The sequence below is a fragment of the Rhizobium sp. P2_G9 genome (assembly GCF_056403475.1).
Window position 1 is genome coordinate 1 of sequence record NZ_JBFUFK010000063.1, and the last position, 20,821, is coordinate 20,821.

At 60.3% G+C, this 20,821-nt stretch carries 13 protein-coding genes and 2 tRNA genes; 5 read left to right on the forward strand and 10 right to left on the reverse strand.

The genetic code is table 11. The features are described 5' to 3' along the window. The 7 genes from AC1DYF_RS35285 to AC1DYF_RS35315 all read right to left on the reverse strand — a co-directional run. The coding region (locus AC1DYF_RS35285) for a dihydroxy-acid dehydratase domain-containing protein (protein WP_477882898.1) at window positions 1–602 on the reverse strand (602 nt) is incomplete at its 3' end. Between the two features lie 153 nt (window positions 603–755). After that, on the reverse strand, window positions 756–1,112 hold the full coding sequence (locus tag AC1DYF_RS35290; protein ID WP_477882900.1) for a hypothetical protein: 357 nt from the start codon (window positions 1,110–1,112) through the stop codon (window positions 756–758). Between the two features lie 84 nt (window positions 1,113–1,196). Then, window positions 1,197–1,991: an exopolysaccharide production regulator ExoR gene (gene exoR, locus AC1DYF_RS35295; protein ID WP_477882902.1), complete on the reverse strand. Its 795-nt coding sequence runs from the start codon at window positions 1,989–1,991 to the stop codon at window positions 1,197–1,199. A 380-nt stretch (window positions 1,992–2,371) separates the two neighbouring features. Continuing rightward, window positions 2,372–5,203, reverse strand: a complete 2,832-nt coding sequence (locus tag AC1DYF_RS35300; RefSeq protein WP_477882945.1) for a valine--tRNA ligase — start codon at window positions 5,201–5,203, stop codon at window positions 2,372–2,374. A gap of 125 nt (window positions 5,204–5,328) precedes the next feature. Then, window positions 5,329–6,087: a PopZ family protein gene (locus AC1DYF_RS35305; RefSeq protein WP_477882904.1), complete on the reverse strand. Its 759-nt coding sequence runs from the start codon at window positions 6,085–6,087 to the stop codon at window positions 5,329–5,331. 189 nt (window positions 6,088–6,276) lie between these two features. Then, window positions 6,277–7,689, reverse strand: a complete 1,413-nt coding sequence (locus AC1DYF_RS35310) for a TolC family outer membrane protein (protein ID WP_477882906.1) — start codon at window positions 7,687–7,689, stop codon at window positions 6,277–6,279. A gap of 313 nt (window positions 7,690–8,002) precedes the next feature. After that, window positions 8,003–8,647 carry a protein-L-isoaspartate O-methyltransferase family protein gene (locus AC1DYF_RS35315; RefSeq protein ID WP_477882908.1) on the reverse strand — a complete coding sequence of 215 codons (645 nt, stop codon included), beginning with the start codon at window positions 8,645–8,647 and terminating at the stop codon, window positions 8,003–8,005. Between the two features lie 371 nt (window positions 8,648–9,018). Here AC1DYF_RS35315 and AC1DYF_RS35320 point away from each other — a divergent pair, with 371 nt between their 5' ends. The 3 genes from AC1DYF_RS35320 to AC1DYF_RS35330 all read left to right on the forward strand — a co-directional run bounded on the left by AC1DYF_RS35320 (window position 9,019) and on the right by AC1DYF_RS35330 (window position 18,278). Then, window positions 9,019–9,972 carry an AraC family transcriptional regulator gene (locus tag AC1DYF_RS35320; RefSeq protein WP_477882910.1) on the forward strand — a complete coding sequence of 318 codons (954 nt, stop codon included), beginning with the start codon at window positions 9,019–9,021 and terminating at the stop codon, window positions 9,970–9,972. A 146-nt stretch (window positions 9,973–10,118) separates the two neighbouring features. Next, window positions 10,119–11,078: a hypothetical protein gene (locus AC1DYF_RS35325; protein WP_477882912.1), complete on the forward strand. Its 960-nt coding sequence runs from the start codon at window positions 10,119–10,121 to the stop codon at window positions 11,076–11,078. 84 nt (window positions 11,079–11,162) lie between these two features. Next, window positions 11,163–18,278, forward strand: a complete 7,116-nt coding sequence (locus AC1DYF_RS35330) for a cadherin-like domain-containing protein (RefSeq protein ID WP_477882914.1) — start codon at window positions 11,163–11,165, stop codon at window positions 18,276–18,278. Window positions 18,279–18,426: 148 nt separating this feature from the next. On the opposite strand, the gene AC1DYF_RS35335 is transcribed toward AC1DYF_RS35330, so the two are convergent. After that, window positions 18,427–18,500: transfer RNA gene (locus AC1DYF_RS35335), tRNA-Cys, on the reverse strand. Between the two features lie 52 nt (window positions 18,501–18,552). Between AC1DYF_RS35335 and AC1DYF_RS35340 the strand changes: the two genes are divergently transcribed. Beyond that, window positions 18,553–18,837 carry a hypothetical protein gene (locus AC1DYF_RS35340; protein WP_477882916.1) on the forward strand — a complete coding sequence of 95 codons (285 nt, stop codon included), beginning with the start codon at window positions 18,553–18,555 and terminating at the stop codon, window positions 18,835–18,837. Further along, window positions 18,817–18,891, forward strand: a tRNA-Asn gene (locus AC1DYF_RS35345). Before AC1DYF_RS35340 ends, AC1DYF_RS35345 begins: the two co-directional genes overlap by 21 nt. A gap of 161 nt (window positions 18,892–19,052) precedes the next feature. On the opposite strand, the gene AC1DYF_RS35350 is transcribed toward AC1DYF_RS35345, so the two are convergent. Both AC1DYF_RS35350 and AC1DYF_RS35355 read right to left on the reverse strand, forming a co-directional pair. Further along, window positions 19,053–19,529 carry a class I SAM-dependent methyltransferase gene (locus AC1DYF_RS35350; RefSeq protein ID WP_477882918.1) on the reverse strand — a complete coding sequence of 159 codons (477 nt, stop codon included), beginning with the start codon at window positions 19,527–19,529 and terminating at the stop codon, window positions 19,053–19,055. 312 nt (window positions 19,530–19,841) lie between these two features. Then, window positions 19,842–20,567: a pentapeptide repeat-containing protein gene (locus tag AC1DYF_RS35355; RefSeq protein ID WP_477882919.1), complete on the reverse strand. Its 726-nt coding sequence runs from the start codon at window positions 20,565–20,567 to the stop codon at window positions 19,842–19,844. Window positions 20,568–20,821 lie beyond the last annotated feature (254 nt).

Below are 20,821 nucleotides of genomic sequence, written 5' to 3' on the forward strand. Positions count from 1 at the left end.
GCGGTGAACATGCCGGAGCATGAACCGCAGGTCGGACAGGCCGAGCGCTCGATCACCTGCACGTCCTCGTCGCTGATCTTGTCGTCGGCAGCGGCAACCATAGCGTCGACGAGGTCGAGCGCATGCGTCTTGCCGTGCAGCACGACCTTGCCTGCCTCCATCGGCCCGCCGGAGACGAAGACAGCGGGGATGTTGATGCGCAGTGCCGCCATCAGCATGCCGGGCGTGATCTTGTCGCAATTGGAGATGCAGACCATGGCGTCGGCGCAATGGGCGTTGACCATATATTCGACGCTGTCGGCGATCAGTTCGCGCGACGGCAACGAATAGAGCATCCCGTCATGGCCCATGGCGATGCCGTCGTCGACGGCGATCGTGTTGAATTCCTTGGCGACGCCGCCGGCGGCCTCGATTTCGCGCGCCACGAGCTGGCCGAGATCTTTCAGATGCACATGGCCTGGCACGAACTGGGTGAAGGAATTGACCACGGCAATGATCGGCTTGCCGAAATCGCTGTCCTTCATGCCCGTGGCGCGCCAAAGCCCGCGGGCTCCGGCCATATTGCGTCCATGGGTCGTGGTTCTCGAACGGTATGCAGGCATGACGTGATCCTCGGCTTCCTCATCGGCCAACATTGCGGCCGGAAACATCGGTTTTTTCCGAAATTTCGCCGTGGTACTCCAAATGCGGGGGTGTGTCACTATCGGAGAGGGCTGATCCGGTACGCCCGGCCCGAATTGCCATCCAGGGATTCGTCACATGCGTCGCTTCAGCGCTTCGATCTCTGCTCGAAGCTTTTCCGGATCGATCTTGGACAGATCCTCACCCTCACTCGGGTGGCGCTCCCAGTGTTTCGGCTCAAGCGGTGTGAGCGGACGATAAGCGCTGTTGAAGTTCCTGACCGCGCGCCGGGTGACTGAGCCGCGCGGCTCCTGCGTCAGGCGATAGAGGCCTGCGGCGATCATCAGCCCCATCGCGGGAATCATGACTGGAAATCCAGCAGGCATTCCGGGAATAAAAGCGGCGATGATCCCCATCAGTATGCCGCCGACCAGGACTATGACCGCAATGCGTTTTGTGACTTTGTAGACAGAATCTTTTTCGGCCGGCATCGGACAATCCGCTGGCAAGGCTGTGTCATCACTGATTTGACGGACCAACCGATACTGGGAAAAAGAAGCTTGGCCGTCGGACGTTCAGTCGTCGCCCTTTTTGATATTGACGGCAAGCGCGATGGCCTTGCGACGATCATCCTCGCTGGCGATCGAAAATGCCTGTTCCTGCATCGCTTGCAGCCAGTCGTGGTCGCGGGGTTCGCAGTTATCGAGTGCGGCGGTCATATAGGCAAGGCCGCGCACCGTCTGGCCCTCCTGGAAGATCACATTGCCGAACATGCCCATGGCGCCGGCATGGCCGTCGCGGCGGGCGTGGTTCAGCCACTTCTTGGCCTGCTTGATATTGACCGAACCGCCCTCGCCCGCCAGCAGCATCTTGGCGAGCCGGAACTGTGCTTCGGCATCGCCGAAGGCCGATGCAGCCTGGAAATAGAGCTGTCGCGCCTGGCTGAGATCGATATGAACCGGGCTTTCCGGGATGCCCTTCTGATAATATTCGGCGAGCGCCATCAGCGCGTTGACGAAGAAGCCGGTATCGTTGGAACCAGGCTCGACGCCCTGGTTGGCGATTTCGGAATAGATCTTGAAGGCTTCGAAATCGTCCTTCGTCACCCCGTCGCCATCGGCATACATGGTGGCGAGCGCCCAGCGCGAACCGGTATGGCCCTTCTCGGCTGCGTAGCGGTAGGCTTCGACGGCTTCCTGCTTGTTGCCCTCGTGATAGGCTTTGAAACCAAGCTTGAACAGGTCGAACGGACCGGAATCCTTGGAAACGGCATTGGGGTCGAGCGCAAAAGCCGAGCTGGCGGCGCCGAGCACGATAAGTGCAGCGGCGACGATCATTCCATTCAGTCTCTTCAACGCAAGCTGCGGCATCGCTACTCAAACTCTCCCGGGGTCGGGCAAAAAAACGCAACCCGACTTCTCTAATCCACGAGTTGGGCTCAAATGGGTACGCAAAATGGCGAACGCAAGAATCCGCACCACCCTTTCCGTTGAGCCGGAAATAACAGGCGGAGTGACTGTGTTCTTCGATTCCAAGCGTATCATTCTAGCCTTGCCACGGCCCCACCCGCGGCGCCGTGCAATCTCTGTGCATCCTCGCTGCGCTTGGTTTGTGGCAGGAAATGGACAACCTTTCCAGAGCCCCGGCGCGCCCTGGACAATAACGCCAAATGTGTTGCGAAATCGTCACAAAACAATTGCGGGCAGATAGAAATCTGCCCGCATCAAGTTCGGCACAGTAGAAATTGAATTCAGGCTTCGGAAATACGTTGCAGCGCAATTTTCAGGCTGATGAGCTGCTGGTCGAGTTCGGCCAGTTTTTCGCGCTCGGCTTCCACGACGTCCGGATCGGCATTGGCGACGAATTTCTCGTTGCCGAGCTTGGCCGCGGTGCGGGTGATGTCGCTTTCCACCTTGGTTTTGGCCTTTTCGAGTCGCGACTTTTCCGCGGCAACGTCCACCAGGCTGCCGAGCGGCAGGCAGGCGACCGCTTCGCCGAGCACGATCTGCACCACGCCCTTGGGGGCCTCGTCGGCAAAGGAGATCACTTCCACGCGCGCCAGCCGCTTGATGGCGGCATCGTGGCGTTCCGCCCGCGCCCGCGTCGTCGGGCTGGCGTGAACGAGAATCAGCGGCGCAGTGGCGCCGGCCGGCACGTTCATTTCCGAACGCACGGAGCGGATGCCGGTGACCAGTTCAATCAGCCAGTTGATCTCGTCGGCCGCCGTGTTGTCGGCGAAGGTCGGCACCGGCCACTCTGCGTGGCAGAGCAGCGTCTCGCGGCTTGCCGTATGCGCCCAGAGCTCTTCGGTCATGAACGGCATGAACGGGTGCAGGAGTGCGTAGGTCTGGTCGAGCACATAGGCTGCACAGGCCTGGGATTCGGCCTTCGCCGCCTCGTCTTCGCCGCCGAACAACGGCTTCAGCAGTTCCAGATACCAGTCGCAATACTGATTCCAGATGAACCGGTAGAGCGCACCGGCGGCCTCGTTGAACTTGAACTGCTCGATCCCCGCCGTCACTTCCGCGATGGTCTTGTCGAGCTCGGTCAGGATCCAGCGATTGACCGTCTGTTTGGCATCGGCCGGCTTGAAGGCCGGATCGGGCTTGACGCCGTTCATTTCGGCGAAGCGCGTCGCATTCCAGAGCTTGGTGCCGAAATTGCGATAGCCGGCGATGCGGGCGGGATCGAGCTTCACGTCCCTGCCCTGCGCGGCCATGATCGCCAGCGTGAAACGCAGCGCATCGGCGCCATATTCATCGATCAGCTCCAGGGGGTCGATGACATTGCCCTTGGACTTCGACATCTTCTGTCCGTGCTTGTCGCGCACCAGCGCATGCACATAGACCGTGTGGAACGGTTCGACCGGAGTGCCGTCCTTGTCCTTCATGAAATGCAGGCCCATCATCATCATCCGGGCAACCCAGAAGAAGATGATGTCGAAGCCGGTGACCAGCACATCGGTCTGATAGTAGCGGTCGAGCTCCGGCGTCTTGTCGGGCCAGCCGAGCGTCGAGAACGGCCAGAGCGCCGAAGAGAACCAGGTGTCGAGCACGTCCTCGTCGCGGGTCAGGATATCGCCGGGCTTCATCTCTTCCAGCTTTTCCCCGACCCAGGCCTTCCACGGGCCTTCATTGGCAAGGTAGTGCTGAATGGCGGCGTGCAGCGCCTCTTCCTCGGTCTTCTCGACGAAGACCGAACCATCAGGGCCATACCAGGCCGGAATCTGATGGCCCCACCAGAGCTGACGAGAGACGCACCACGGCTGGATGTTTTCCATCCATTCGAAATAGGTCTTTTCCCAATTCTTGGGCACGAAGTTCGTCCAGCCCTCGCGGACAGACTTGATCGCCGGCTCGGCAAGCGTCTTGGCGTCGACATACCATTGTTCGGTGAGACGCGGTTCGATCGGCACGCCGCCGCGGTCGCCATGCGGGACCATATGCGTATGCGGCTCGATCTTGTCGAGCAGGTTTGCTTCTTCCAGCACCTGGACGATCAGCTTGCGCGCCGCGAAGCGATCCTGGCCTTCGAGCTGGTCCCAGACGCCGGGAAGCTCCAGTGCGCTCGATTCCAGCCCTTCGAGGAAATCCTCGTTGTCCTTGATGGTGATATTGCCTTCGACCGTCAGCACGTTGATCATCCTGAGACCGGCACGCTTGCCGACCTCGAAGTCGTTGAAATCGTGCGCCGGGGTCATCTTGACCGCACCGGTGCCGGCCGTCGGATCGGGATATTCATCGGCGACGATCGGAATGCGGCGGCCGACGATCGGCAGGATCACATGTTTGCCGACCAGTGCCTGATAGCGGACGTCGGAGGGATGAACGGCTATGCCGGTATCGCCCAGCATCGTCTCCGGTCGCGTGGTCGCGACGACGAGATAGTCGCGGGTTTCGAATTCCGTCGGAGTGCCCTCTTCGTCGAAGGCGATCGGATGCTGATAGGTAACGCCGGGCTCGAGCGGATAGCGCAGGTGCCAGAGATTGCCCTTGATCTCGACCTGTTCGACTTCAAGGTCGGAAATGGCGGTCAGGAGCTTCGGGTCCCAGTTGACCAGCCGCTTGTCCTTGTAGATCAAGCCTTCCTTGTAGAGCCGGACGAAGACTTCGAGCACGGCCTGCGACAGGCCTTCGTCCATGGTGAAGCGCTCGCGCGACCAGTCGCAGGACGCGCCAAGGCGCCTGAGCTGGTTGAAGATCATGCCGCCGGACTCGGCTTTCCACTGCCAGATGCGATCGACGAAGGCTTCGCGGCCCATGTCGCGGCGCGACGGCTCCTGCCGTTCCTTCAACTGGCGTTCGACCACCATCTGCGTGGCGATGCCGGCATGGTCCATGCCCGGCTGCCAGAGCACGTCCTTGCCGCGCATCCGCTCGAAGCGGACCATGATGTCCTGCAGCGTGTTGTTGAGCGCGTGGCCCATATGCAGCGAGCCGGTGACGTTCGGCGGCGGGATGACGATGCAGAAAGTGTCCTCGCCCGGCTTGGCATTGGCCCCTGCCCCGAAGGCATCGGCCTCTTCCCATTTCCTGGCGATCTTCGGTTCAACGGACGCCGAATCATAGGTTTTGTCGAGCATGGGGATACCGTCGCTGGTCATGATTTTTGCGCACTCCGTAGCGGTAACGCGATGGGCAAGTCAATCGCGGTCAATGAAAAAGCCGCCCGGAGGCGGCTTCGACGGGGTCAAAAGCATTCCGGAATTCAGCGCCGGGGACCACGCACCACGCGCTCGATTTCTTCGCGCACGAGCCGTTCCACCAGCGTCGGCAGATTGTCGTCCAGCCATTCCTGCAGCATGGGCCTGAGCATATCCTCGGCGATCTCGTCGAACGAGCGCCGCTCAGCGCTTTCGACGGCGAGCGCCAGATCCTGGAACGAGCGGGCTACCTGTTCGCCGGCCATGGACGACATCAGCGACGTGGGCTCGTCGCGCAACGGCGGTTCCTCGCGGTGCATCTCGACCGGCGCCATGCGGGTATCGGTCTCCGGCTCCGCAGCAACCTCGTGCATCCGCTCGGCGGCCATCGGCATCGCGGCGGCTTCCACGGCAGGACGCGCAATCTGCTCATCCGCTACGGCCTGCGACGGAGCTTGCTCGCGGACGGCAGCGCCGCGCTCGGAAGCTGCACGCACGCGGGCAGCGACATCGGCGAGCGACAGCGATTTCTGCGGCGCCGGGTTGGCGGCATGCAGGCTGTTCGGCTGCTGCTGTTCGTGATCTCGGACATCCGCATCCGCGACCGCGCGCAGGAGCGGCGGAGAGACGACTTCGGCCGGCGCATAGGTCTGTCGGGTGTCGGTGAAGTGGTCATCGACGGTCAGGCTGACATCGTCGGAATCGTCATTTGCGGGACGGCCATTGAAGCCCGCCGGTTCAGCAGCGAGGGTCGCCACACCAGCCTGCAATACCGGCTCGTTGCTTTCGATGATCCTGCGAATGGAAGCCAGGATCTCGTCCATGGAGGGTTCACGCACTACATTTGGCTGAGCCATTTCAGTCCCCGGTAATATTCTGCCGCATTGACGATTTGCGCCCCGACCGACGCAACCGATAGCAGACTATGTCATCACCCGATCGGAAAAAACCGCTACGAATCAATAAAATGATATGATGCACAGTTTTATGGCCGTCCGATAGCCGGAATGAAATTAACGGCCGTCGACCGTCCGCAATCCGATCCACTTGTCCTTGACGGCATTGTAGTGCTCTTCAGGATCGTATTTCTGCACCTTGAGGCGGAGGTCCTCGATCGTCAGATGTCCCATTGCCGCGACGGTGGAATAGCTGGCAACCACCGAATCGCGGCGCGCCTGGGCAAGGGTCTCCCTGGCCTGCAGAACCTTGGCCTGGGAGTCGAGGACGTCCAATGTGGTCGCCTGCCCGACCTTGCGCTCTTCGATCACGCCGGCAAGTGCATCATTGGCCGCGCGCAACTGCACCATGCCGGCCGAAATCGTTGCCTCGGACGCCTGATACTGGGCCATGCCGGCGACGATCGTCTTCTGCACGTCGAGCCGGACCGAATCGAGCAGGATCTGCTGCTGGCCCAGTCGTTCCTTGGCCTGGCGGATCTGGCCATATTCGGCGCCGCCCTGGTAGATCGGGATATTGAGGCGGGCGGTCAATGACGAGGTTGAGTAGTCGTTGAGATCGGTAAAGGGCGAGTTGCCGGTGTTGCCTGCAATCTGTCCTTGAATAACGACGCCGGGCAACATCTGACCTTCGGCGGATTTGACCTGGAATCCTGCCTGATCGATCAAATACATCGTTGCAAGAATCTGCGGATGATCCCGCCAGCCTGTGGCGACCGCCTTGTCTATGCTCGCAGGAATCACCCTGGCAAGCGGTGGCGCCTGCTTGATGCCCTTCGGCGCATCGCCGACGATCTGAACGTAAACCGCCTGGCTTTGCCTGAGTTGAGATACCGCGCCGGCCAGCAGAGCCTGCGCCTGCGCCAGTTCCGATTGTGACAGACTGACATCCGTCTTCGTCCCTTCGCCTACAGCGAGTCGTGACTTGGCAGCATTCACCTGCTCACGCAGGAAGGCCATGTTCTGCTTGCGGATGACGACGATATCCTGATTGAGCGCGATATCGGCAAAAGCCTGCGCTGCCGAGAGCAATGTCTGAATCTCCCGCGCCTTCAGCGAGGCCCGTTCGGAGTAGACACTGGCTTCGGCGGCCTTGACGTTGTTCAGGGTCTGAAAGCCGTCGAAGACCTGCTGCGTGATTGTGATGCCGATCGAAGCGTTCTGAAAGTCGTGTTTGTCCTGGATGGCCACCGGCTTCCCATCAAGCCCGGTCTGCGAGGTGACGCCATGCACGTTCATGTCATATTGATTATACGTCTTCTGAGCAAAAGCCGAAATCTGTGGCCGCCAGCCAGCCTTGGCGATCGCCACACTCTCGTCGGTGGCGCGCAGCCCGGCGCGGGCTGCATTTAGGTCGGGGTTGTTCAGATAGGCCYTTTCCATCGCCTCGGTAATGCTGCCGGCGTTCGCAGGGCCATAGACAGCCAGGGAAACCGGCACCACGATCGCGGCAAGCAAGGCCGTTCTCATTTTCCACACGTCAAGTCACCCCGTCCGCAGCTTTCGCCGCCCGATCGCCATGCCGGCGATACGATTCGACTGCCGCCACCTCATGCGCCGGCAATTCAGTCTGCAAATCCCGCATCAGGGCTGCTTCGGCATTATAGCAGAGGCGACAGCCCTATCCGCAACCGCCCATGCGAATCTTTATGGTACAATATGAATTCACATTGCCAGTGGGCAACAAGGTTAATGGCTGAATCAACAGCTTAGTACATTGATAAGAATCAAACCACGCTGTCGGCAGGCGTCGATCGCGCGGCTTGTTTGTGTCAAAACGATGTCAGAAAACGAATTCGGCAACCTTGTCGAAGCCCGGCAGCTTGCCGACGGAGGCGTTGAAAGCGAAGCGCTCGGACTGGCGACCCTGCTCGCGGACGAAAATGCGCGCGCCGGAAGACAGCCCCTGCCCAACCACCGCGACGAGCCTGCCGCCTTCCTTGAGCTGATCGAAAAGCGCGGTCGGCAGCGTATCGACGGCGCCGTTGACGAAAATCAGGTCAAAAGGCGCCTTGCCCGGATAGCCGGCCGAAAGCGCGCCGCTGACGAGCGTCACATTGGCGACACCCTCCAGATTGGCTTTCGCCGCGTCGAGCAGCGATGCGTCGCTCTCCACGGACGTCACCGTGCCGGCGAGTTGCGCGAGAAGCGCCGTGGCGTAACCGGTTCCGGTCCCGACCTCGAGTACCGAATCGGACTTGCTCACCGCCGCCAGCTGCAGCATCTTGGCCAGCGGCGAGGCCGCCATGATATAACGTCCCGGGCCGATCTCCAGGTCGGTATCGATATAGGCGACGGCCTTGAGGCGGTCCGCGACGAATTTCTCGCGTTCGACATTGAAGAAGGCCGTCAGGATGGAATGCGACGTCACATCCGTTGTCCGGAGTTGGCTGTCGATCATCTTGGTGCGCTGCGCTGAATAGTCCATGGTCGGATGCCCCTACTACATGCCTTGAAACCGGCGGGATCACTGCCGGTCTTACTTGCCCTCTGCGCAGCTTTCAAGGGAGCGTGCGGCATTGCGGCAAATTTCGGCGCGGTCGGGTAGAGCCGGCTTATCGTCTGTGCCGAAAGAAAAATGCCTCGCCTCTGCGGCGCAGGGCGTTCATAAGCGGCGTGAATCCCCCGTCCCCGCCCCCGATCACCTTTTCGGACCGAGGCTTTCGAATTCTGTCACAGGCAGAATGCTGATCATTGATGCCGCGCAACATCAGACATTAGATGAATTGTTCGGTTCAGTTCACTGGAAATGGCCACGCTCTGGGAAAACTTTATATGTTTCGCGGATAAAATACCACGATGCTCCATTTCTCCACCGATGACCTGCCTCTGCGGGATCGTTTCGATCACTGGTGCGAGACGCGCGGCAGGAACTTGTTTGGCGTCACGATCGAATTGCCGCGCGAGCGTCGAGCCGATTTTTTCGGGCGATTCAGCGCCGCCCAGGTCGGCGGTGCGGTGGTCTCGGAAATGCAGGCCTCGTCTTACAAACTGAGCCGGACCGACAAGGATATCGGCCGGGTGGCCGGCAACAGCCTGTGCATCTCGCGCCAGGTGCGTGGGCCAGGCTGGGTGGATGTTGGCCGCGGGCGCATATTGTCCGTGCGGGAGGGCGATCTCGCCATCAATCATTCCGATCTGCCCTATACCGGCACCCCGCAGCGTGCCGACGGCTTCCACTATCGGATGTTGAAGATTCCGCTCTCGGGCGACATTTTGTTGGCAGCACCCGTACATGATCTTTTCGCGGCGGTGTCCGCGCCGAATAGCACATTCGCCCGGCCACTTTCGGCGCTCTTCAACGCCATAATCGGCGGATGGCGCGATCTCGCCGATCCCTTCTCTGCGATTACGCATGTCGCCAGGCTCGCCATGCTTGAGCGCGGCCGCCTGCTGCCCGGCATGCCGGAATGCCGGGCAGCGCTGCGCGCAGGCTTCTTCCATGCCGCGCATGAGGTTCTCGCACGCGATCACCATGACCCGAGCCTGTCGCCCGGTGCGGTCGCGCGTGAGCTCGGAATTTCCTTGCGGCAGATCCATGTCCTGTTCGAGCCGACGGGCCTGTCTTTCTCCAGGACGTTGACGGCCATCCGAATCCGCACCGCGTGCCTGCTGCTGGAGACGATGCCGGCACGGTCTGTCGCCGATATCGCCTTTGCCAGCGGCTTTGACAGTCTTGCGACATTCTATCGCGCGTTCCGGGATTCTTCGGGGATGACGCCGACGGATATGCGCTCCCTTTCCCGACATTGATCTGCTGCGGATCTGCGCCTTCGGGCTGGATAATTGGGCTCTGCACTGAGCTTAAGCTGGGCGCGTGCGCGCAATGAGAAGACGGTAACCCACGCCTCTGTTAAGCGTCCAATCCTTGTTCGGCAGCAGGATGGACGGAGTGGTGAATGCCGTGGCGTGCACGGACCGAACAATTGCTGGCCAAGCCCGGCTGCCTTCGCGTCATGTGTGAACTTGCCAGGGGGTTCATGCGCACCCATGACAATTCGCCGCGTGCATCTTCGCTGTTTGCCAGCCAGCAGCGCTGGTTGATGTCTCACATCGCGATTTCGCTCCACTTTCGCCGATCGGTTTCCGCCGAAAGCGGTTTGACGCTGTACAATTTCATGCAGGACGTTGTCGGCCATGAGCTCGCCAGCCGCAACACGGCGCGGGCCTTCCTGGCCGAAGCGGTAAAATACGGCTTCGCCCGGCCTGTCCCGTTCGAAGGCCAGCCACGCTTGCCGAACAGCATGTTGCCGATCGAGCCGACGGAGGCGACGATCGCGCTTCTCGCCGAGTGGTATTCTGCGCATCTGCAGGCCCTGGATGCGCTCGGCGGAGCGCCACGGCTGCCCCGTTTTTCCGCAAACCTGTCTGCCGCACTCGCCGCAATGGAACCGTTTGTCTGCGGCGAACTGTTGACTTGCGCCGATGTGCGCAATCCTGGGCCGGTCTACTCGCTTTGTACCTGGATGGACCAGGGCGGCCTGCTGATGGATCGCCTGATGGCCGGGATCGACTGTACAACCGCGACGGAAGGGGAACGGTCGATCACCGATATCACCTCCATTTCCGAAATCGCCCGGGCCTATGGCCTCTCCAGATCGCATGCCGCGCGCAAACTCGTGAACGGCGAGCGAACCGGTCATATCGGCTGGACCGGACGGCGCGGCCATTCCGCGATGTGGTTATCCAGCGATTTCCGCAAGGATTATGCGCGCGCCCAGGCGTTCAAATTGGTGATCATCGATGCGGCCTTCGCATTGGCCTTCGCATCCGATGACGGCCCCTCGATGGCACCCTGTCAAGCCAACTCCGATCGCGTGTCAAAAATGGGCGGAGACAGTTCACCGCCGCCTCAATAGGTTTCGCGCCGACGAGGCTGTCTAACGCTTCAAGGCCGATCCAGGCGGCCGAGATCGGAACGAATTACGGAATAGGATTGCGCCATGACGCATAGCTCACCCGCCGAGACCCAGGTCACCGCCTCCGCCGATGACAGTCACCAGATCACGGCGCTTGCAGATCACGGCTGGGTGGTCACCTGGGAGGCCGATGGCCGAAACGGCATCTACCAGCAAGCTTACAATGCCGACGGCACCAAACAGGGTGTCGAGACTCAGGTCAATACCGTAGCAACATCCGAATACACCCCTCAGATCACGGCGCTTACCGGTGGCGGTTGGGTGGTGACTTGGCAAGCCTGGGGCCAGGACGGTGGCGGCCCCTTCGGCGTCTACCAGCAGGTCTACAATGCCGATGGCACCACACTGGGTGGCGAAACTCTCGTCAACACATATGTCACCGACTCGCAAGACACCCCACAGATCACCGCGCTTAGCGATGGCGGCTGGGTGGTGACGTGGCAATCCAACGGAGAAGATGGCAGTTACTACGGTATCTACCAGCAGGCCTATAATGCCGATGGCACCACACAGGGTGTTGAGACCCGGGTCAATACATTTACGACCGGCGACCAATCCGGCCAGCAGATCACCGCGCTTGCCGATGGCGGCTGGGTGGTGACGTGGCGCTCCTACGGCTTAGGCGTCAGCATCTACGACATTCGCCAGCAAGCCTATAATGCCGACGGCACCACGTTAGGTGTCGAGACGCTGGTCAACTCATACACCTTCGTTGAGCAAGACAGCCCGCAAATCACCGCGCTTGCCGACGGTGGTTGGGTGGTGACGTGGCGTTCCGACTACCAAGACGGCGATGTCTATGGTGTCTATCAGCAGGCCTATAACGCCGACGGCACCTCACGGGGTGTCGAAATCCAGGTCAATACCTATACGACCGGCGCGCAATCCGACCAGCATGTCACCGCGCTTACCGATGGCGGCTGGGTGGTGACCTGGGTGTCCGCCGGGCAAGACGGCGATGGCAACGGCATCTACCAGCAGGCCTACAACGCCGACGGCACCACGCAAGGCGGCGAAACCCAGGTCAATACATACACAACCGGCGACCAATCCGGCCAGCAGATTACCGCGCTTGCCAATGGCGGCTGGGTGGTGACCTGGGTATCCGGCGGGCAAGACGGCGATGGCAGCGGCATCTACCAGCAAGCCTACAATGCCGATGGCAGCACACTGGGTGGCGAGACCCAGGTCAATACATTCACCGCCGGCGATCAATACAGTCCGAAAATGACTGCGCTTGCCGATGGCGGCTGGGTGGTCACCTGGATAAGCGGCGCCCAGATCTACCAACAACGATACAGCTCGGACGGTCATATCTACGATCCGCATCAGGCCCCGACAGCATCCGATGCCACACTAACCGCGTTGGAAGATACGCCTTACACGTTCTCGGCTTCCGATTTCGGCTTTTCGGACAGCACCGATGGCGACAGTCTGTCAGCGGTGATCATCACGACGCTGCCGGCCTCCGGCACGCTGACCATCGATGGCGTCGCCGTGACTGCAGGCACCTCGATCAGTGCGAGCGACATCGCCGCCGGCAAGCTTGTCTATACGCCCACGGCAAATGACCACGGCGACGATTTCGCTAGCCTCACCTTCGAGGTTGTCGACGATGGCACAACCAGGGACGGCGGTCACGATACCTCCACCTCCCACACGCTGACCTTCAATGTCTCCGCGGTTAACGATGCACCCACCGCATCAGACCACACCGTCTCACTGCTTGAGGACGGCTCCTATACATTCGCGACGTCCAATTTCGGCTTTTCGGATAGCGAGGGCGACCACCTGTCGGCGGTGATCATCACGACGCTGCCGGCGTCGGGCACGCTGACGCTCAATGGCGTTGCGGTCCAGGCGGGTGATTCCATCGATGCGAGCGATCTCGCCGCCGGCAAGCTGGTCTACGTGCCGGCCGCCGACGCCAACGGCCGCGATCTTGCCAGCCTGACCTTCGAGGTCGTCGACGACGGCGGCACAGCCAATGGCGGTGTCGATACGTCCGCCAGCCACACGATCACCTTCGACGTCGTCGGGGTCCCTGCCGTTGAAACTGAGGTCAACACCTACGCGACGGGCGATCAGTACGACCAGCATGTCACCGCGCTGGCCGACGGCGGCTGGGTGGTGACGTGGATATCCTACGGCCAGGACGGCAGCGGCACCGGCATTTACCAGCAGGCCTACAATGCCGACGGCACCGCGCTGGGAGACGAGACGCGCGTCAACACAGTGACGGCCGATTCCCAGGATAATCCCCAGATCACGGCGCTTGCCGATGGGGGCTGGGTGGTCACTTGGACTTCCAAATACGAGGACGGCAGCGGCACCGGCATTTACCAGCAGGCCTACAATGCCGACGGCACCATGCAGGGTGTCGAGACTCGGGTCAATACATACATCACCGACGATCAAACCGACCCGCAGATCACCGCGCTTGCCGGTGGCGGCTGGGTCGTCACCTGGGGCTCCCGTGACCAGGACGGAGATGACGGAGGCATCTACCAGCAGGTCTACAATGCCAACGGCACCACGCAAGGGGTTGAGACCCGGGTCAATACCCAATGGACCAACAGTCAGGAGGACCCGCAGATCACCGCGCTGGCCAATGGCGGCTGGGTGGTCACATGGACCACCAGTGATACCTATCAGCAGGCCTACAATGCCGACGGCACCGCGCTGGGTGACGAGACCCGGGTCAATACATACACGACCGGCAATCAACACGACCCGCAGATCACCGCTTTGGCCGATGGCGGCTGGGTAGTCACCTGGATATCCGATGGCCAGGACGGCGATCTCTACGGTATCTACCAGCAGGCTTATAATGCCGATGGCACCGCTTATGGTGTCGAAACCCAGGTCAATACCTATACGGACAGCTACCAGTACAATCCGCAGATCGCCGCGCTTGCCGATGGCGGCTGGGTGATCACCTGGACGTCCTTTGGCGAGGACGGCAACAGCTACGGTGTCTACCAGCAGGTCTACAACGCCGACGGCACCACGCATGGCAGCGAGACGCGCGTCAATACTGAAACGGCGAGCTCGCAGGAGAACCAGCCGGTCACCGCCCTTGCCGATGGCGGCTGGGTGGTCACATGGATCTCCTATGGCCAGGACGGCGACGGCTATGGCGTCTACCAGCAGGCCTACAATGCCGACGGCACCACACGGGGTGACGAGACCCAGGTCAACACCTATACAGCCGGCTCGCAGGAGAGCCCGAAGATCACCGCGCTTGCCGATGGCGGCTGGGTGGTGACGTGGAATTCCGACAGCCAAGACGGCAGCGGCAGGGGCATCTACCAGCAGCGATATGATGCGGAGGGCCAGATCTATGGCACGAACCATGCCCCGACGGCAGCTGATGCGACGCTGACAACGACCGAGGATACCTCTTACACCTTCTCGGCCGCCAATTTCGGCTTTGCCGATGCAATCGATGGCGACCATCTGTCCGCGGTGATCATCACGATGCTGCCGGCCTCCGGCAAGCTCAAGCTCGATGGCGTCACCGTGCATGCAGGCGATTCGATCGATGCCAGCGACATTGCCGCCGGCAAACTGGTCTATGTGCCTGCCGCCAATGCGCATGGCACAGGCCTCGCCAGCCTGACCTTTGAGGTCGTCGACAATGGCGGCACTGAGGGCGGCGGCTTCGATACGTCTGCCTCCTACACCATCACCTTCAACGTCACGTCCGTCAGCGATGCCCCGACAGCATCGGACCACACCGTCTCGATGCTCGAAGACGGTTCATATACATTCGCGATTTCCAACTTCGGCTTTTCGGATGTCGACGGCGACAGCCTGTCGGCGGTGATCATCACGACACTGCCGGCCTCCGGCACGCTGACGCTCAACGGCGTTACCGTGCATGCAGGGGATTCGATCGATCCGAGCGACATCGCCGCCGGCAAGCTCACCTATGTGCCGCCCGCCGACGCTAGTGGGCGCGACCTTGCCAGCCTGACCTTTGAGGTCGTCGACGATAGCGGCGCCAGTGGCACCGATACCTCTGCTAGCCACACGATCACTTTCGATGTCGTCGCGGTGCCCGCCGCCGAGACCCAGGTCAATACCGAGACGGCCAGCGCGCAATTCAACCAGACGATCACCGCGCTTGCCGATGGCGGATGGGTGGTCACCTGGCAGTCCAACGGCCAGGACGGCAGTGCCGCCGGCATATACCAGCAGGCCTACAATGCTGATGGGACGACGCTGGGTGACGAGACCCAGGTCAATATCTATACGACCAGCTATCAGGATTTCCAGCAGATCACTGCGCTTGCCGATGGCGGCTGGGTGGTCACGTGGCAGTCCTATGGCCAGGACGGCGACGACGAGGGCATCTACCAGCAGGCCTACAATGCCGACGGCACCACGTTAGGTGTCGAGACCCGGGTCAATACCTACACCGCCAGATATCAAGACAGCCAGCACATCACCGCGCTTGCCGATGGCGGCTGGGTGGTCACCTGGGAGTCCTATGGCCAGGACGGTGATAGCTCGGACGTCTATCAACAGCTCCTCAATGGCTACGGTGTCTACCAGCAGGTCTACAATGCCGACGGCACCAAGTTAGGTGACGAGACCCGAGTCAATACCTATACGACCGGCGATCAAGGTTCTCCGCAGATCACCGCGCTTGCCCATGGCGGTTGGGTGGTCACCTGGCAATCCTATCTCCAGGACGGCAGCGGCGCCGGCGTCTACCAGCAGGCCTACAACGCCGATGGCACCAAGCAAGGGGGCGAGACCCGGGTCAACACCTATATGACCGACTCTCAAGGCTCTGCGCAGATCACAGCGCTTGCCGATGGCGGATGGGTGGTGACCTGGGAGTCCAACGGCCAGGACGGCAGTGGCACCGGCATCTACCAGCAGGCCTATAATGCCGACGGCACCACACAGGGGGTCGAAACCCGAGTCAACACCTATACGACCGGCTCTCAAGATTCCCTGCACGTCACCGCGCTTGCCGATGGCGGATGGGCAGTCACCTGGACGACCATCGACCAGGACGGCGATGGCTACGGTGTCTACCAACAGGCCTATAATGCCGATGGCACTGCGCTAGGAGACGAGACCCAGGTCAATACCTATACGACCGGCTATCAAGGTTCTCCGCAGATCACAGCGCTTGCCGATGGCGGCTGGGTGGTCACCTGGACGTCCACGGGTCAGGACGGCAGCAGCGACGGCGTCTACCAGCAGGCCTACAATGCAGATGGCACCACGCAGGGGGGCGAGACCCGAGTCAATACCTATACGGCCAGCAGCCAACTTTCTCCGCAGATCACCGCGCTTGTCGATGGCGGCTGGGTGGTCACCTGGGCGTCCAATGGCCAGGACGGCAATAGCTATGGCGTATATCAGCAGCGCTATGATGCGGAGGGTCAGATCTACGGCACGAACCATGCCCCGACTGCCGCCGATGTGACGCTGACAACGCTCGAGGATACGGCCTACACTTTCTCGATTGTCAACTTTGGCTTTGCCGACGCAATCGATCGCCATGACACTCTGTCGGCGGTGATCATCTCCGCGCTGCCGACCTCCGGTACGCTCAAGCTCAATGGCGTCACCGTGCATGCAGGGGATTCCATCGATGCGAGCGACATCGCCGCCGGCAAGCTTCTCTATATGCCCGCTGCGAATGCCAATGGTACCGGTCTCGCCAGCCTGACCTTCAAGGTGGTCGATGACGGCGGCACCGAGAGCGGCGGCTTCGATACGTCCAGCGCCCACACCATCACGTTCAATGTCACGTCTGTCAGCGATGCCCCGACGGCATCAAACAATACCCTGTCCCTGCTCGAGGATGGCTCCCATGCCTTCTCGGTTGCCGATTTCGGCTTCTCGGACAGCACCGATGGCAACAGCCTCGACTATGTGACGATCACGGCTCTGCCTGCGTCCGGCACGCTGACGCTCGACGGCGTCGCCGTGACCGCCAATCAGCACATCACTGCCGCCGATATTTCCAGCCTCGTCTGGACGCCGGCGGCCAATGCCCACGGCACGGGCCTTGCCAGCCTGACATTCACGGTCAGTGACAATGGCGGCACGGCGCATGGCGGCAACGACACCAGTACCGTGCATACGCTCACATTTGATGTCACCGCTGTCGATGACGCGCCGGTGCTGGACTTCGATTCGGCTTCGACATTCGAGAACAAGGCTGTGACGATGAATGTGCTCGCCGACGCCACCGATGTCGACGGCGATACGCTGACGATCATTTCTGCCGGCGTCACCTCCGGTTTCGGCTCCGTATCAATCGTGGGCGGTAAACTGGTCTATGATCCGACGACGGCGCCCAACCAGAATATCGACGCGGGCGAAAGCCGCCAGGTCAAGGTCAGCTATACGGTCTCCGATGGCCATGGTGAACACACTTCCGAGACGATCACCATCACCGTCAACGGCGTTTCACCGGATGTGTTCAGGGGCACGGATGCTGCGGAAACCCTGACCGGCAGCCATGGCGACGACATTGTCTACGGCCTGGGCGGCAACGACCTAATCGATGGCGGCACCGGCGCCGACGATATGCGTGGCGGCAAGGGCAATGACGTCTATGTCGTCGACAACAAAAAGGACAATGTTTCGGAAGCCAAGGGTGCGGGCACGGATCTCGTCAAGGCATCGGTCAGCTTCACGCTCGGCGACAATATCGAAAGGCTGCAGCTGACCGGATCAGCCGCCACAGATGCCAACGGCAACAGGCTTGCCAATCTCCTGACTGGCAACAAGACGGACAACACGCTGTGGGGCGGCCTCGGCGCCGACACGCTGAGCGGCGGCAAGGGTGCCGATACATTCCTGTTCCGCGACATCGCCGAAAGCACGGTAAAGGCTGGCGGCCGTGACCTCATCCTCGATTTCTCCCATCATCAGCACGATCAGATCGACCTGCATCTGATCGACGCTGACGAGACGAAGAGCGGCAACCAATCGTTCAAGTTCATCGGCACGGATCAGTTCGATGGCCACGCTGGCGAGCTGCGTTTCGAGTCGAAATCCGGCCATACACTCATCCAGGCCGATACCGACGGCGACCATAAGGCCGATTTCGCCATCATGCTCGATGACGCCATGGCTCTCAAACAAGGGGACTTCGTGCTGTGATCGATGTGGAGAATATCTGAAGCATGTTGCGGCCTCAGGATTCGCTCGTCGTGTTGGGCTTGAGACCACTTATCGAACGCCAACCGCCCCTGGGGTCGCGGGCGCAGTTTTTTGGCGCATGACGTGCCGATTTTACAATGAAAATGTTTGGAGGCCTCGTCCGGAATCGAACCGGAATAGAAGGATTTGCAGTCCTCTGCGTAACCACTCCGCCACGAGGCCTCATTATTCCAACCGTTAAGCGATAAAGCTTAATTCTCCGTTTTGGATACGGATGCTGATCGAAAATACCAGCGTCCCCGGCGGAATGGGCGGGCTTCTAACAGGAAGGTTCTCTATCCGCAAGCCGCTTTTCGGCCGACGTCCCGTCACCAGCGCATGTTTTTTTCCACAGGACGGTGAAGGGGGTGGATTGGCAGGCTTTTGTGACAGCCGTTCCTGCGGCGAAGGGAAATTTCGTTGGTTTTTTGAAAAAACCGCTTGGCAAATCGAGAAAGCATTTGTATTAGCCCTGCCAACGCTGCGGCAACGCAGACATTCCCTGGTAGCTCAGCGGTAGAGCATTCGACTGTTAATCGACAGGTCGCCGGTTCGAATCCGGCCCGGGGAGCCAAATTAGATGCCTCTCAATTTCTGCAGCTTCATGCGCAGCAAATTGGGAGGCATTTTTCTTTGTCTGGGCAATGAAATCAAAGGGCTGCCGGTAGAGCTCCGAGCTTGATCTTCGCACTGACGAACACCTGCCGGCAGAGGCCTGCTCCGATAGCGCTTGCTTTATCGCCGTTTCTGGAAATGCGCGATTGAGCCGGCCGGATGGGTGGAATGATTGTTGTGCTTATAGGGTGAGATGTGGACGATCGGATCGTGGCGAGCGATGAAATCGATGCATGCATCCATAACCTCGCAACCGGAATAGGAATCGTGCAGGAGCAAGTGACCACCTGGCGATAGCAAGGGATACCAGTTTTCCATATCCTTCGTGCAGCCGTCATAGCTATGATCGCCATCGATGAAGAGAAGGTCGAAGGCTTTTATCTGGTCGTATCTTTTGTTTTGGGAATCGCCGACAATCAGTTCGATATTTTCAATCGACTGCTGTTTCAATATTTCCTGAAGCCGGGCATCGTCCTGCGGTGCAAGATCGATCGACCAGATCGGAACGCTGCTGTTTGCGCAGGCCATCAGGAAAGCGCTGCCGCCGTTGAACCGGCCGGTTTCGACAATTCCCTGGCGGGCGCGCGTAGCGACCATGAAAAGATACTCCGCCTCCCACGGATCCTGGCGAATGAAGCCTGGCGCCAATTCGGATTTCTTGCCGAGAATATGAAGACGCCTGTTGGCGCCCCTCTTGCCCCAGATGAAGTCCATTGGAGAACTTAGGTTTTTCGTTCTTAAACTTCCGCCGAACCGAACCAGAAACTCGTTGAATTTCACAATATTGCCCCTTCCCGTTTCCTCAGGAAGGTTTTTATTTCAGGCCACGACAATTTTCATCATATATTTCGTGCTGTCTGCCGAATTCAGCTTGCGACTTATTGTCGTGCATTCGCAAATGCTATTCTGTTATTCCTGTTGAAACTGGCACGGCCAGCTTTTCGGCTTTGTCAAACCCGCCGGAAGCACTGTCTTGTCGTCTCCACAGGCCATGTCCAGCTGCCACTGCACCAGCCCGGTCGCCTTGCCGAGGTTCACCCCTTCGATTCGGGTTAGAAAGAAGAAGGCGCGGTCGAAGTCGACCGGCGTGTCGAACGTAGCGCCTCGGAAATCGACGCGGGACACATTGGCCAGGGTAAAGCGGCTGCCGCTGACATCGGCGCCGTCAAACTGCGAGCGCCCCATGTCGGCCTTGGTGAAATCCGCATTGGCGAGCTTGGCCTGCTTGAAATTGGAACGCTGCAGTTCCGCGTTCTGGAAATCGGCACCGGGTGCGTCTATCTGGCTGAAATCGGTTCGATAGGCTTCCACTTTGGCGAAGTGAGCGCCCTTGGCCGTCGTGGCCGAGAGGTTGGCACGAACCAATGTCGCCTTTTCGAGATTTGCACCGGTCAGGTTGGAGCTGCGAAGATCGGTCGAGCTGAAATCCGAGCCCGCCAGCTTGGCGCCGCTGAGATCGCTTTCGGACAGCATGAGCATCGTCTTGTCGCAATTCTGCCAATCGATGCCCGAGGTCGGCGCAGTTTGGCAGTCATCGGACGCAAAAGCGGTTTCCCCGGAAAATCCAAGGAAACCGAGCAGCAGAATGCCACAATATGGGGTGGATCTTCTGAAATGCCTCGAAATGGAACCCATGATATCTCCTCATTTGCGCGGCGCACGGCTCCGCAAGGATGGCACTCGTGCCGTTCGGCGACGGTCTCCCGCAAATTCGACGTCGGGCTTATTTCTTCCAATCATCCTACTGAGAAGCGGCGGATAACTAAAGGGCCTAAATCCGGCCGGCCAGCGTCGCAAGCGGCAGACGCCTGATGTTGATACGCTGGCGCCCGCATTCATTTCGACGTGGGCGAGAGAGAGGCCTGTCGCTCGATCGCCAATGACGCCAA

Coding starts and splice junctions, on each gene's coding strand:
- AC1DYF_RS35290 (WP_477882900.1), bottom strand. CDS start 1,112: ATGCCGGCCGAAAAAGATTCTGTCTACAAAGTCACAAAACGCATTGCG.
- AC1DYF_RS35315 (WP_477882908.1), bottom strand. CDS start 8,647: ATGGACTATTCAGCGCAGCGCACCAAGATGATCGACAGCCAACTCCGG.
- AC1DYF_RS35320 (WP_477882910.1), top strand. CDS start 9,019: ATGCTCCATTTCTCCACCGATGACCTGCCTCTGCGGGATCGTTTCGAT.
- AC1DYF_RS35350 (WP_477882918.1), bottom strand. CDS start 19,529: ATGGTCGCTACGCGCGCCCGCCAGGGAATTGTCGAAACCGGCCGGTTC.
- AC1DYF_RS35300 (WP_477882945.1), bottom strand. CDS start 5,203: ATGCTCGACAAAACCTATGATTCGGCGTCCGTTGAACCGAAGATCGCC.
- AC1DYF_RS35340 (WP_477882916.1), top strand. CDS start 18,553: ATGCTGATCGAAAATACCAGCGTCCCCGGCGGAATGGGCGGGCTTCTA.
- AC1DYF_RS35355 (WP_477882919.1), bottom strand. CDS start 20,567: ATGGGTTCCATTTCGAGGCATTTCAGAAGATCCACCCCATATTGTGGC.
- AC1DYF_RS35325 (WP_477882912.1), top strand. CDS start 10,119: ATGCCGTGGCGTGCACGGACCGAACAATTGCTGGCCAAGCCCGGCTGC.
- AC1DYF_RS35330 (WP_477882914.1), top strand. CDS start 11,163: ATGACGCATAGCTCACCCGCCGAGACCCAGGTCACCGCCTCCGCCGAT.
- exoR (WP_477882902.1), bottom strand. CDS start 1,991: ATGCCGCAGCTTGCGTTGAAGAGACTGAATGGAATGATCGTCGCCGCT.
- AC1DYF_RS35305 (WP_477882904.1), bottom strand. CDS start 6,087: ATGGACGAGATCCTGGCTTCCATTCGCAGGATCATCGAAAGCAACGAG.